The organism is Geminicoccus sp., from assembly GCF_035556675.1.
In the GTDB taxonomy this organism is placed as follows: domain Bacteria; phylum Pseudomonadota; class Alphaproteobacteria; order Geminicoccales; family Geminicoccaceae; genus Geminicoccus.
The window spans coordinates 1-13,166 of sequence record NZ_DATMFZ010000331.1; the positions used below are offsets into that span (position 1 = coordinate 1).

Annotated in this window: 5 protein-coding genes and 1 pseudogene; all 6 read right to left on the minus strand. The window is 69.9% G+C overall.

Features of this window, described 5'->3' with window-relative positions; all coding sequences use genetic code 11:
* The coding region (locus VNS22_RS23410) for an isoamylase (protein WP_325736796.1) at nucleotides 1-1,391 on the minus strand (1,391 nt) is incomplete at its 3' end.
* On the minus strand, nucleotides 1,376-3,886 hold the full coding sequence (locus VNS22_RS23415) for a glycogen/starch/alpha-glucan phosphorylase (protein WP_325736798.1): 2,511 nt from the start codon (nucleotides 3,884-3,886) through the stop codon (nucleotides 1,376-1,378). The genes VNS22_RS23410 and VNS22_RS23415, both read right to left, overlap by 16 nt.
* Before the next feature lie 67 nt (nucleotides 3,887-3,953).
* Nucleotides 3,954-6,359, minus strand: coding sequence for a phosphoketolase family protein (locus VNS22_RS23420; RefSeq protein WP_325736800.1), 2,406 nt, complete (start codon nucleotides 6,357-6,359; stop codon nucleotides 3,954-3,956).
* A 328-nt stretch (nucleotides 6,360-6,687) separates the two neighbouring features.
* Complete coding sequence (locus VNS22_RS23425; protein WP_325736802.1) at nucleotides 6,688-7,719, minus strand: L-idonate 5-dehydrogenase; 1,032 nt, start codon at nucleotides 7,717-7,719, stop codon at nucleotides 6,688-6,690.
* Between the two features lie 102 nt (nucleotides 7,720-7,821).
* The gene (locus VNS22_RS23430) at nucleotides 7,822-8,559 is read right to left on the minus strand and encodes a metallophosphoesterase (protein ID WP_325736804.1); all 738 of its coding nucleotides are present in this window, start codon (nucleotides 8,557-8,559) and stop codon (nucleotides 7,822-7,824) included.
* Nucleotides 8,560-8,640: 81 nt separating this feature from the next.
* Nucleotides 8,641-13,166 (minus strand): annotated as a pseudogene (locus VNS22_RS23435) (autotransporter outer membrane beta-barrel domain-containing protein); the annotation flags it as partial.

The window sequence follows — 13,166 nt, forward strand, 5'->3', positions numbered from 1 at the left end:
ACCAGGTCGTTCAGGGTGAACCCGTCATGGCAGGTGACGAAGTTCACGCTCTGCTCGGGCTCGCGCTCCTCGTGGCCGAAGATGTGCGGGCTGCCGACCAGCCGGTCCGCCACCTGGCGTACCGAGCCGGGCTCGGCACGGAAGAAGGCGCGCAGGTCGTCGCGGAACCGGCCGTTCCATTCCTTCCAGCTGTCGCCGACGAAGCTGCCGACCTGATAGAGGCCGCCCGGGTCCCACGCCTCGGCGATCAGCTTCGTGCCCGCCAGCACCGGGTCGGTCTCGATGTCCCAGAGGACCGGCGGGCTCGGGATCGGCCGCCCGGACGAATCGCGCGCCAGGATCGAGGCTAGGTCGAAGCGGAACCCGTCCACATGCATCGCCTCCACCCAGTAGCGGAGGCTGTCCACGATCATCCGCCGGACCACCGGATGGTTGCCGTTCAGCGTGTTGCCGCAGCCGCTGTAGTTGGCGTAGCGGGCAGGGTCCTCGTCCAGGATGTAGTAGGTACTGTTGTCCAGCCCGCGAAAGCACGAAGTCGGGCCGTCATCGCCGCCCTCGGCGGTATGGTTGAACACGACGTCGAGGATCACCTCGATACCGGCCCGGTGCAGCGCCTTCACCATGTCGCGGAACTCGTCCAGCACGGCCAGCGGGCCGGGGCGAGAGCTGTAGGCATGGTGCGGGGCGAAGAAGGAGATGGGGGCATAGCCCCAGTAGTTGACCCTGCCGGGCGGACAGTCCTGCGGGTCGAACTGGAACACGGGCAGCAGTTCCACCGCCGTGATGCCCAGCTCGCGGAGATAGGGAATCTTCTCGACCAGGCCGGCGAACGTGCCCCGGAGCTCCTCGCGCACGCCGGAGGCCGGGTGGCGGGTGAAGCCGCGGACATGCATCTCGTAGATGATGGTCTGGGCCGATGGGCGCCGCAGCGGCAGGTCGCCTTCCCAGTCATAGGCGGACGGGTCGGCCACGACGCTCTTCGGCGCACGCGCGGCGTTGTCGCCGGGCAGGCTGGCGGCCTTGCGGTCGTAGGCCGGAGGGACGGCCACGGCCCGGCCATAGGGGTCGAGCAGGATCTTCTCGCGGTCGAAACGCAGTCCTCGCGCCGGGTCCCATGGGCCATCGACCCTGAAGGCGTAGATCTGCCCCGGCTTCACCCCCGCAACGAACCCGTGCCAGTAGTGATAGGTGCGGTTCGCCGCCGGATCGAGCTGGACCACCCATGCCGGCTCACCATCGTCGGCCCGGTCGAACAGCAGCAGTTCCACGCCCGTGCCATGCCTGCTGTAGACGCTGAAGTTCACGCCTCCGGCCGTCGGCGTGGCGCCCAGCGGTGCCGGCGAGCCGGGGACAATATCCGCAGGATCCGGCCTGCCTACGGCACCGGGCACGGGCTCGCCTGCCAGATCTCCGCTGCATACTCGGCGATCGTGCGGTCGCTCGAGAACCTTCCGGAATGGGCGATGTTGGCGACCGCCATCCGCGCCCAGCGGTCCCGGTCGGCATGGGCTTCGACCAGCCGCCGGTCCGCCTCGAGATAGGCAGTGAGGTCGGCCAGATGCATGTAGCGGTCGCCGTCCTCCAGCAGGAGCTTGCGCAGCGGCAGGAACACGCCCGGCTCGTTGCGGCTGAAATGGTCCGAGAAGATCAGGTCCAGGGCGGCCCGGGTCTCGGGCTCGTGCTCGTAGTGCCACCACGGGCTGTACCAGGGCCGGCTGTCGGCCACCTGCTGCGCGGTCAGCCCGAACAGGAAGAAGTTCGCTTCGCCGGCCGCCTCGGCCATTTCGATGGTGGCGCCGTCGCGCGTGCCGATCGTGAGCGCGCCGTTCATCATGAACTTCATGTTGCTGGTACCGCTGGCCTCGTAGCCGGCAGTCGAGATCTGGTTGGACACGTCGCTGGCGGGGATCAGCCGCTCGGCGAGCGACACGTTGTATTCGGGCAGGAACACGATCTGGAGGCGGCCCCGCACGGCCGGGTCGCCGTCGATGGTCCCCGCCAGGTTGTTGAGGAACTTGATGACGAGCTTGGCCAGCTCATAGGCCGGGGCCGCCTTGCCCGCGAAGAAGAAGGTGCGCGGCGCCATCTCCAGATCGGGGTTCTCGCGGAGCCGGTTGTAGAGGATCACGATGCGCAGCCCGTTCAGGAGCTGCCGCTTGTATTCGTGGATGCGCTTGACCTGGCTGTCGAAGATCGATTGCGGGTCGACCGCGACGCCGGAGTTCGTCTTCAGCCAATCGGCAAAGCCCGTCTTGGCCCGGTGCTTGGCCGCGTGCACGGCGTCGCGGAAGCCGGAGTCCTCGGCGAGCGGCGCCAGCCTCTCCAGCTCAGCCAGGTCGGTGATCCAGCGATTGCCGATGGCAGTGGTGATGCTGTCCGCAAGTGCCGGGTTCGCCATGAGCAGCCAGCGGCGCGGTGTCACCCCGTTGGTCTTGTTGCTGAACCGCTCGGGATAGAGCTCGGCCAGGTCCCTGACCGTGACCTTGCGGAGCAGGTCGGAATGGATCGCGGCCACGCCGTTGGTGCTGTGCGAGCCGACGATGGCGAGATGCGCCATGCGGATGCGGCGCTCGCCGTCGTCCTCGACCAGGCTCGTGCGTGCGACGCGCCCCTCGTCGCCGGGAAAGCGGGCGCGCACCTCCGCCGCGAGTCGGCGGTCGGCCTCCAGGATGATCTCGAGCTGACGGGGGAGGAGCAGCTCGAACCAGCGCAGCGGCCACTTCTCCAGGGCCTCGGGCAGGAGGGTGTGGTTGGTGTAGGCGAGGGTGCGCCGGGTCAGGTCCCAGGCCTGCTCCCAGCCGAGGCCGGCCTCATCCAGCAGGATCCGCATCAGCTCCGGCACGGCCATGGCCGGATGGGTGTCGTTGAGCTGGATCGCCACCTGGTCCGGCAGGCTGCCCCAGTCGTCGCTGCTGCGGCGGAAGCGGCGCAGCAGGTCGGCCAGCGAGCAGGCGACCAGGAAGTATTCCTGCACGAAGCGCAGGCCCTGGCCCATGCTGGTGGAATCGTCGGGATAGAGCACCCGGGTCAGCGATTCCGCCGACAGCCGCCCCGCCAAAGCGCTCACGAACTCCCCCGCACTGAAGGCGGCGAAGTCGAAGTCATGGTGCGCTACGGCACGCCACAGGCGCAGCGTGTTGATGTTCTTGCCGCCATAGCCGACCACGGGGCGGTCGTAGGGGACGCCCTGCAGGGTCGAGGGGCGACCGGCGGCCACGCTCAGGCTGCCGCCCTGCACCTCGAACGAGCAGCCGAGATGCACTTCCACCGCCTCGTGCGGCCGGGCGACCTCCCAGGGATCGGGCCGGCGCAGCCAGTTGTCGGGCTTGGCCCGCTGCCAGCCATCCTCGATGGTCTGGCGGAAGATGCCGAACTCGTAGCGCAGCCCGTAGCCCATGGCCGCGAACTGCATCGTCGCCATTGAATCCAGGAAGCAGGCGGCCAGCCGCCCGAGCCCGCCATTGCCGAGCCCGGCATCCGGCTCCGCGTCGAGCAGCGCCGTCCATTCGAGCCCATGATCCTGCACGGCCTGGCGCACGATCGGGTCGAGGCGCAGGTTCAGGATGTTGTTGGCGAGCGAGCGGCCGAGCAGGAACTCCATGGAGAGGTAGTAGATCCGCTTGGCATTCCTGCGCTGGTAGGTGCGCTCGGTTCGCAGCCAGCGCTGCGAGAGGACGTCGCGGACCGAGCGGGCGGCGGCCTCGTAGCGCTCGCGCGGCCCCACCTCCGATCGCCCGATCACATTGTCGAACATGAGGTGGCGCTCGAAGAGCGCGTCGCCGGTACCGGTGAACCGGATGGGCCCGCACTCGTACTGCTCGAGGAGGTCGGTGAGGCGAGGGGGCTCCTGCCTGTCCGCGTGGAGCCCGGTCCTGGCGCTGCCCATCCTGTTCTTCCTCCCCCTGATCGAACCGGTCGCGTCGGTTCAGCCTTTCGGTTCGGCCCCTTCCGGCTCAGACATTATCCGACTCGGTCGAGCTGGCCGCCGGCGCAGCCCCGGCCTGACCCCAGGCCCAGCCGGCGACCTCCGGCATGTCGTCGCCATGCCTTGCGATGTACTCCTTGTGCTCGATCAGCTTGTCGCGGATCGCCTGCTTGGCGTAGGCGGCCCGGGCTCCCAGCGTCGGCACCCGGTCGATCACGTCGCCCACCAGGTGGAAGCGGTCGATGTCGTTCATCACGCACATGTCGAACGGCGTGCTGGTGGTGCCTTCCTCCTTGTAGCCGCGCACATGGAGGTTGCCGTGGCCGGTCCGGCGGTAGGTCAGGCGGTGGATAAGCCAGGGATAGCCGTGGAAGGCGAAGATGATCGGCTTGTCGGTGGTGAACAGCGCGTCGAAGTCCTTGTCCGGCAGCCCGTGCGGGTGCTCGGTGCTGGGCTGCAGCTTCATCAGGTTCACCACGTTGATGACCCGGACCTTGAGCTCGGGCGCGTAGCGGCGCAGCAGGTCCACGGCCGCCAGCGTCTCCAGGGTCGGCACGTCGCCGCAGCAGGCCATCACCACGTCCGGCTCGCTGCCCCGGTCGTTGCTGGCCCATTCCCAGATGCCGAGCCCGGCCGTGCAGTGGCGGACCGCCTCGTCCATGGTCAGCCATTGCGGGGCCGGCTGCTTGCCCGCCACCACCACGTTCACATAGTTGCGGCTGCGCAGGCAGTGGTCGGTGACCGAGAGCAGGCAGTTGGCGTCCGGCGGCAGATAGACCCGGACCACCTCGGCCTTCTTGTTCACGACATGGTCGATGAAGCCCGGGTCCTGGTGGCTGAAGCCGTTATGGTCCTGGCGCCAGACATGGCTGGACAGGAGATAGTTCAAGGATGCGATCGGCCGCCGCCAGCGGATGTGGTTGCACACCTTCAGCCATTTGGCGTGCTGGTTGAACATCGAATCGATGATGTGGATGAACGCCTCGTAGCAGGAGAAGAAGCCGTGCCGGCCGGTGAGCAGGTAGCCCTCCAGCCAGCCCTGGCACTGGTGCTCGCTCAGCATCTCCATCACCCGGCCGTCCGGGGCCAGGTGGTCGTCATAGGCCTCGCGCTCGGCCACCCAGGCCCGGTTGGTGACCTCGAGCACGTCCTGCCAGCGATTGGAGTTGTTCTCGTCCGGGCTGAACAGGCGGAAGTTGCGGGCCTCCAGGTTCAGCTTCATCACGTCGCGCAGGAACCGGCCCATGACGCGCGTGGATTCCGCCACCGCCGCACCGGGGGACGACACCTCGACCGCATAGTCGCGGAAATTCGGCAGCCGCAGGTCGCGCAGCAGCGCGCCGCCATTGGCGTGCGGGTTGGCGCTCATCCGCCGGGTGCCACGCGGCGGGAGGTCTGAGAGTTCCGGCCGGAGCCGCCCCTGATCGTCGAAGAGCTCGTCCGGCCGGTAGCTCTTCATCCATTCTTCCAGGATGCGGACATGGTCGGGATTGTCATGCATCCCGCCCATCGGCACCTGGTGCGCGCGCCAGAAGCCCTCGGTGCGCTTGCCGTCGATTTCCTTGGGGCAGGTCCAGCCCTTGGGCGTGCGCAGGACGATCATCGGCCAGCGGGGGCGGGTGCCGACGCCGTTGGCCCCCGCGTCCGCCTTGATCTGGCGGATCTCGGCCAGGACCCGGTCCAGCGTCGCCGCCATCAGCTCGTGCATCGTCGCCGGGTCGTCGCCCTCGACGAAATGCGGCGTGTAGCCATAGCCGCGGAACAGCTGGTCCAGCTCCTCGTGGCTGATCCGGGCGAGCACGCAGGGGTTGGCGATCTTGTAGCCGTTCAGGTGCAGGATCGGCAGGACCACGCCGTCGCCGACCGGGTTCAGGAACTTGTTGGAATGCCAGCTCGTCGCCAGCGCCCCGGTCTCCGCCTCGCCATCGCCGACCACGCAGGCGACGATCAGGTCGGGATTGTCGAAAGCGGCGCCGTACGCGTGGGACAGGGAGTAGCCGAGTTCGCCGCCCTCGTGGATCGATCCGGGCGTTTCCGGCGCCACATGGCTGGGGATGCCGCCCGGGAAGGAGAACTGGGTGAACAGGCGCTTCAGGCCCGGCTCGTCCTGCGAGACGCTCGGATAGACCTCGCTATAGGTGCCTTCGAGATAGGCATTGGCCACCAGGCCGGGGCCGCCATGGCCAGGGCCGGTGATGTAGATCATGTCGAGGTCGTGCTGCCGGATCAGCCGGTTCAGGTGCACGTAGATGAAGTTCAGCCCCGGCGTGGTGCCCCAGTGGCCGAGCAGGCGCGGCTTGATGTGCTCCTTGGCCAGGGGCTGCTTGAGCAGCGGGTTGTCGTAAAGATAGATCTGGCCGACCGACAGATAGTTGGCCGCGCGCCAGTAGGCATCGATCAGCCCGCGTTCCTCGTCGGATAGAACATTCGTCATGGCCTGCCCCCGATCGTCCGATGGCTGATGTCCCCGACGCGGCGGCAGGCGCCTGCCGCCGCATGCGTGTTCGCAGCTTCTTTCCCGTTGTCTAACGGCGCAGTCGAATAAGCGATCCTAACATATGCTCCGGACTACCCGATACAGGCGTCGTACGCCGGGCACACAGAATCTCCGGGTCACCGTCAACCGCAGGATCTCGGTTGCAGCGGACCGGATCGGCGATCGCTGCCAGCGGCCGGCGAGAAGCTCGGCAAAGTGGACGAGGAGCAGGTCACGGGGCCATCGAGCGGGGCCACCGTTCACGGCGGCCCGCTCGATGGCCGCCTCAGAAGGTGAGCTGCACCTTCATCGCGCGGGAGCGGTCGGAGGCCAGCTCGAAGGCCTCGACCGCGGATTCGAACGGGATGCTCGCGCTGAGCAGAGGCGTCACGTCGATCAGGCCCTGGCCCATCAGCTCGACCGCCAGCGCGAACTCCTCGTCGAAGCGGAACGTGCCGCGCAGCTGCAGTTCCTTGGCGACGATCGTGTTGATCGGCAGGGTCATGTCGCCGCCGATGCCGAGCTGGACGATGACGCCCTGCGGGCGCAGCGCCTCCAGCGCGCCACGCACCGCCGCCTCGCTGCCCGATGCCTCGAACAGGACGTCGAAGCTGCCTTTCTCGGCCGTGTAGGGAGCCAGGGCGGCGGGGCTATGGGCGGTGTCGAGCGCTTCCGTGGCGCCGACGCGCCTGGCCAGGGCCAGGGGCTCCGGTGCGATGTCGGTCGCCACGACCATAGAGGCGCCGGCGAGCCTGGCGCACATGACGGCGAGCACGCCGATCGGCCCGCAGCCGGTGACCAGCACGCGTTTGCCCAGGAGCGGCCCGGCGCGGCGCGCGGCGTGCAGGCAGACCGCCAGCGGTTCGGCCATGGCCGCCTCGCTCCAGCTCAGCCGGTCGGCGATCGGGACGGCCTGCGCGGCGGACACGACCAGGCTCTGGCAGAACCCGCCCTGCACGTGGGGCATCCGCATGGCGCTGCCCAGAAAGCGCATGTCGAGGCACTGGTTGTGCAGCCCCTCCCGGCAGAAGCGGCAATGACCGCAGGGCCGGCTGGGGTTCACCGCGACCCGCTGGCCGACCGTATGCGAGGCCACGCCCGGGCCCAGTTCCGCGACCGTGCCGGCAATCTCGTGGCCGAGGACCATGGGCTCCTTGATGCGCACCACGCCAAAGCCGCCATGGCGGTAGTAGTGCAGGTCGGAGCCGCAGATCCCGCCGGCCGCAATCTCTACCCGGACCTCGCCGGGGCCGGGGGATGGCAGGGCGACCTCGTCGATCCGCAGGTCTCTTGGCGCATGAATGACGACGCCGCGCATCGCTTGGGCTCCGTTCTCGATCAAAGGGCAGGGCGGCCGGGTCGCCGCCTGGGCCGGTGGTGGCGACGGTAGACCCGCGGGCGCACCGATCAACTCCCAAGCTCACGCTCGGCCGGGCTCCGGCGTGATCATCAGGACCGTGTCGCCGCCGACCGGCTCCAGCGTCGCCAGGTCCAGCAGGGTGAAGCGGCCCTCCGGCAGCCAGCCGGCCGTGTCGATATGGTAGACATTGCCCAGCGCCACGGCCTGGCGGAGCGGGGTGTGGCCGACCACGACCGCGCGCACGCCCGTGACCGGAGCGAGGTCCTGTTCCGCGATCCGGCGACGCGACCAGATGCACTCGTCCTCCAGTTCGCCCGCAGCCCGCCGGCTCTCGGGGTTCTCCAGCCGATGGCAGAGCGTCCGCCAGTCCGGCAGCGGGCAGTCGGCATGGACCAGGCCCACCGGCCCCTGCGCCGTCTCGACCTCCAGGGCGATCGGCAGCATCTCCAGGGCGGCACCGATCTCCTGCTGGCGCGCCTCCGGCAGGGCCAGGAACCAGCCGCCGCCATTCTGGCGATAATTGACCGCGTCCACCGGATTGCCCCGGGCGAAGCGGATCGCATAGTCGTCGTGGTTGCCCCTGACCGCGTGGAACCAGGGTTGCGCCAGCCAGGCCAGGACCTGCTCGCTCTCCGGCCCCCGGTCGACCAGGTCGCCCACCGAGAACAGGCGGTCGACCACGGGATCGAACCCGGCGTCTGCGAGAGCTGCCTCCAGCCGGCTGAAATGGCCGCGGATGTCGCCTACCGCCAGGTCCCGGCCGGAAAGGTTCGCCCGATGGATCTCGACCCTGCCCATGCACCTGCCGCCAGGAAGCCACTGCCATCCAGCCAGATCTAGAACCGTATCGCCGGCCGTCGACGGACAACCCCGCCTCTGTCAGAAGCGGAAGTCGACCCGCAGCGAGCCGCCATGACTGGTCACGTTGTCGGAGAACTCGCCGTCGTACTGGACGCGCACCGCGACATCGCCGCCGTTCAGGATCTGCAGCCCGGCATCCACCCGGCTCACCACCTCGTCGATCGGCACCTCGGTGGCGAAGCTGCCGGCACCATCCGGAGCACCGGCCAGACGCGCGGTGGAACGCCAGGCCGACTGGTCGGCGAAGCTCACCCCGCCGCGGAGGTAGGGCCGGAACATCCAGCCCTGCGCCAGGTCGAGCCTGCCGCCCAGCTCCAGCGACGGCGTGGCGACCAGACCCCACTGGTCGCTGGCCTCGACCACGAGATCCAGGGCCTCTGCACCGGATTCCCGGTAGCCCGGCTGGCGGGTGTAGATCGCATCGAGGTCGAGTGCCGGGCGGAGGTAGAAGTGCTCGCCGCCCAGATCATATGCCGCTCGGGCGCGCAGACCGAGATTCTGCACCTCGGGATCGCTCGAGGCTATGGCTTGGCCATCGGACGTCGCCACGGTGCGGCTGGTGTCGAACCACCCATAGCCGCCGGACAGGCCCAGGCCCAGCAGCCAGGGGCCCTGCTGGTGCTTCACGGTGATCCCGGCCAGCGTGCTGTCGCCGCTGCTGCGCGAGTTGCCGCCGTCGTAGCTGTCCTCCCGGTAGGCCGCCGAGATGCCCAGATACCAGCCGGCCGCCAGCTCGTTCTGCATGCCGAGCTGGTAGGTGAAGCCGTCCTGTGAGAATCCGCCCGCGCCATCGGCCGCGTCCTGGTCGGTGCTGCCGCCAGCGACCTGCGCCCAGACACAGCTCCCCTCGCGCACCACGGCGTTCGTGCCCGCGAAGGTCGGGCAGTTGAACAGGCTGTCGGCGAAGTCCTGCATGACCGCCTGCGCCCTGGCCGCCGGGGCCGCGGCCGTGCCCGGCGTCAGGCCGTAGAGCGTCTCGCCATAGCTCTCGATGCCGCCCTGCGTCGCGGTATCGAGGTCGGCGAACAAGGCTGCCAGATCCGGCGTGCCGCCCAGGTCCCAGGCCGCCTGGAGATGACGGGCGATCCGGCGCTCGTTCATGGAGCGGCCGACCAGCGGAGCCTCGAAGCTCGCCCCGGCCACCGAGAGGACATGGGCGTTGCCGACCCGGTCCAGCCGGTAGTCGAAGATCGGCGAATCGGCCGCCTCCAGCCGGCCGCGTCCGGTCCCCGCCACGGTCAGCACCTCGGCGCTGCGGCCGGGCAGGAGGGTGATGGCGGCGACCTCCACCTGGCCGGCCAGTTCGGCATCGCCCCGGACGACCAGCCGGTCGCCGCTGCTGCGCGCGAGGTCCAGGTCGGCGACGATCCGACCCGTGGCGGTCTGGGCGAAGTCGCCGGTGACCTCGGTGGCGTCGACCTGGCGGGCGGCGCCCACGACCAGCCGCCCACCATTGGTGACCTGCGCATCCAGCACGGCCGCACCCGCCACGGTCCCGCGATTGTCCAGGCGGATCCGGGGCAGGGTGGTCGCTGCAAGGACGTTCGATGCGGCCAACGGGGCAGCGGCAGCGGGCGGATTGCCCGATACCACCGTCGCGTCGTCCAGCGAGCCGTCGATCGTGCCGTTATTGGTGATGGACAGGCTGGCGGCAGCGCCGGGATTGTCCGCGGTGTAGCGCACCGCCACGCCCGAAGCCGCGGTCACGCTGCCGCTCGTGTCGATGGTCAGCGTGTTGTCGCTGCCCTCGTCGACATGGATGCCCACGCCCTGGCTGCCGCTGCCGCCGCTCACCGCACCGCTGATCTCGACCGTCACCTTGCCCGCCGTGACCGCGTCGCTCTGGGCGAAGATGCCGATCGCGTTCTCGCCGGAAGCGCTGATGTCGCCGGTGGCCAGGACCGACACCGTGCCCGACGTGAGGCTCTCCGAGGCCGAGCCGGTGCGGGTGGAGCCTGCCAGCGCGCCGGAGCGGCTGCCGCCCAGCCCGCCACCGCCGCCGATCGACTGGGCGATGATCCCGAAGGCGCCGGTGCCGGTCGTGGTGATCGAGGTGGCCGCGTCATAGCTGACGTCGCCGCCATTGCCGACGCTGTTGCCGCCGGAACCGCCCATGGCCAGGACGGTGCCGGAACTGTCGCCGCCAATGCCGCCGCCGCCACCGATCGACTGGAGCACGACGCCATGGGCGCCCTGGCCCGAGGTGGTGATGTGGCCGCCATCGAGATGGGCGGTGACCGTGCCGCCATCGACGCCGCTGCCGCCGTTCCCGCCCAGCGTCAGCGAGGCGACATTGGCCGAAGCGCTCGTGCCGCCGATGCCGCCGCCGCCGCCGATCGATTGCAGGACGATGCCGAAGGCGCGCTCGCCGGTCGTGGCCACCGCGGGCGCGCCTTCCAGGGTGACGGCCCCGCCGGCACCGCTGCCGCCGCCCCGACCCCCGACCGTCACCGTCACGTCGATGTCTTCCGCCACCCCGGCACTGCTGCCGGCACCGCCGGTACCCCCGCCGCTGCCGATCGACTGCAGGACCAGGCCATGGGCATCGTCGCCAGCGGTCGTGATCGTGCCGGTCACGGTCAGGTCGACGCTGCCGCCATTGCCCGAGGCACCGCCGGAGCCGCCCACGCCGGAGCCCGAGCCCACCCGCACGGTGGCGTTGGCCTTGTCCGAGCCGTCGCCGCCCTGGCCGCCGCCGCCGCCGATCGACTGGGCGAGCAGGCCGAACGCACTGTAGCCGCCGGTAGTGATGGTGGTTGCGACCGTGCCGGAGATGTTGCCGCCGGCCCCGGCCATGCCGCCCTGGCCGCCCACGCCGATCTCGGTGGTGGCCTTGGCGAGGCTCCCGGACGCGGTGGCCGTGCCGCCGACACCACCCCCACCGCCGATCGACTGCGCCACGATCCCGTCCGCCCAGTCGCCACCCGTCCGGATAGTGCCAGTGGTGTCCAGCACGACCGCCCCGGCATTGGCACCCGAGCCGCCCTGGCCACCGACATAGGTGGTGAAGGTATAGGTGCTCTCACCGTCCTTGATCAGCGAGACTTCCTGGGCGAGCTGGTGGTCCGCGGAGGCATCGTTGCCCATGGAACCGCCGAGCCCGCCGCCGCCGCCGATCGACTGGGCGAGGATGCCGTCGGCGTCGCCGCCCGTCGTGGTGATGGCGCCATAGCTGTCGACCGTCACGGTGCTGCCGGTGCCGCCGCCACCACCCTTGCGGCCCACGCCCACCTCCACGTCGCCGGAATAGCCGCCGGCCACACCACCCAGCATGACGGTGCCGCCCTGCGAGGCGCCACCGCCCCCGCCAATCGACTGGGCGACGATGCCGCGCGAGCCGGAGCCATGGGTGGTGATGGCGGCATAGGGCTGCAGGTCGATGCCGACCGTGCCGCCGGCACTGCCGCTGCCGCCCGTACCGCCCAGGCCGATGTCGAGGTCGATGTCGACGGCACCGCCCAATTTGTAGGTGTTGCTGCTGCCGACCCCGGCATTGCCGCCGCCGCCACCGATCGACTGGGCCAGGACGGCATTGGCATAGTCGTCCGCGGTCTGGATGGTGGTGGCATCCCCGCCATCCTGGCCGCCGATCGCCACTTGCACGCTGCCGCCATTGCCCCCGCCGCTGCCGGAGCCGCCGACCGCGACGCTGACATCGGCCGCCACCGTATCGCCGTCGCCGACCGTGGCGGACAGAGCCTGCGAATTGCCACCATTGCCCCCGCCACCACCGATCGACTGGGCGATCAGGCCGTGCGAGCCCTGGCCAAACGTGCTGACGCCGGTATTGTCGGAAAGCTCGACATCGACGCTGCCGCCGGAGCCGCCGCTGCCGCCCTTGCCGCCCACCGCCATGGCCATGGTCGCCGCCAGGGACACGCCTTCGCCGGTCGGCACCGCCACGTCGATGTCATCCGAGGTGGCAGCGCCGCCATTGCCGCCGCCGCCGCCGATCGACTGCGCCACGATGCCATAGGCGTCGGTGGTCTGGTTGTCCTCGCTGCCCGAGGCGAGTGCCTGACCGGTCGTGATCTTGCTGCTCTCGAGGTTCACGGTCACGGCACCGCCGCTGCCGCCCCCGCCGCCGACACCGCCGACGCTCAATCCTGCCGCATAGCCGACGCCACCGTCATAGCCGCTGGCTGCACCGCCATTGCCGCCTCCGCCACCTACGGAATGGGCGACCAGCCCCATGCTGCGGGCCCCCGAGGTCTGGACGGTCAGGTCGCGCAGGAAGACATCGATGATGCCGCCGCTGGACGCGGTGCCGGCACTGCCGCCCATCTGCAGGTTGAAGATGCTCTCGCCGCTATAGCCGGTCGCATCGCCGCCATTGCCCCCGCCGCCGCCGATCGACTGGGCCAGCACGCCGATGGCCGCGTCCCCGGTGGTGATGACCGTCGCCGCTCGGCCATCGGGCCCGTCGCTGCCCTGCTGCTGGCAGTTGGCGCTGTCGGCCGCATAGCTCAGCAGGCAGACAGTGCCGCCGGCACCGCCATTGCCCGATGACCCGCCGATGCCGACGGCCGGGACCACCGCCGAGA

Excerpts from the sequence above, each read along its gene's own strand:
- VNS22_RS23415 (WP_325736798.1), bottom strand. The coding sequence starts at position 3,886 with ATGGGCAGCGCCAGGACCGGGCTCCACGCGGACAGGCAGGAGCCCCCT.
- VNS22_RS23425 (WP_325736802.1), bottom strand. The coding sequence starts at position 7,719 with ATGCGCGGCGTCGTCATTCATGCGCCAAGAGACCTGCGGATCGACGAG.
- VNS22_RS23420 (WP_325736800.1), bottom strand. The coding sequence starts at position 6,359 with ATGACGAATGTTCTATCCGACGAGGAACGCGGGCTGATCGATGCCTAC.
- VNS22_RS23430 (WP_325736804.1), bottom strand. The coding sequence starts at position 8,559 with ATGGGCAGGGTCGAGATCCATCGGGCGAACCTTTCCGGCCGGGACCTG.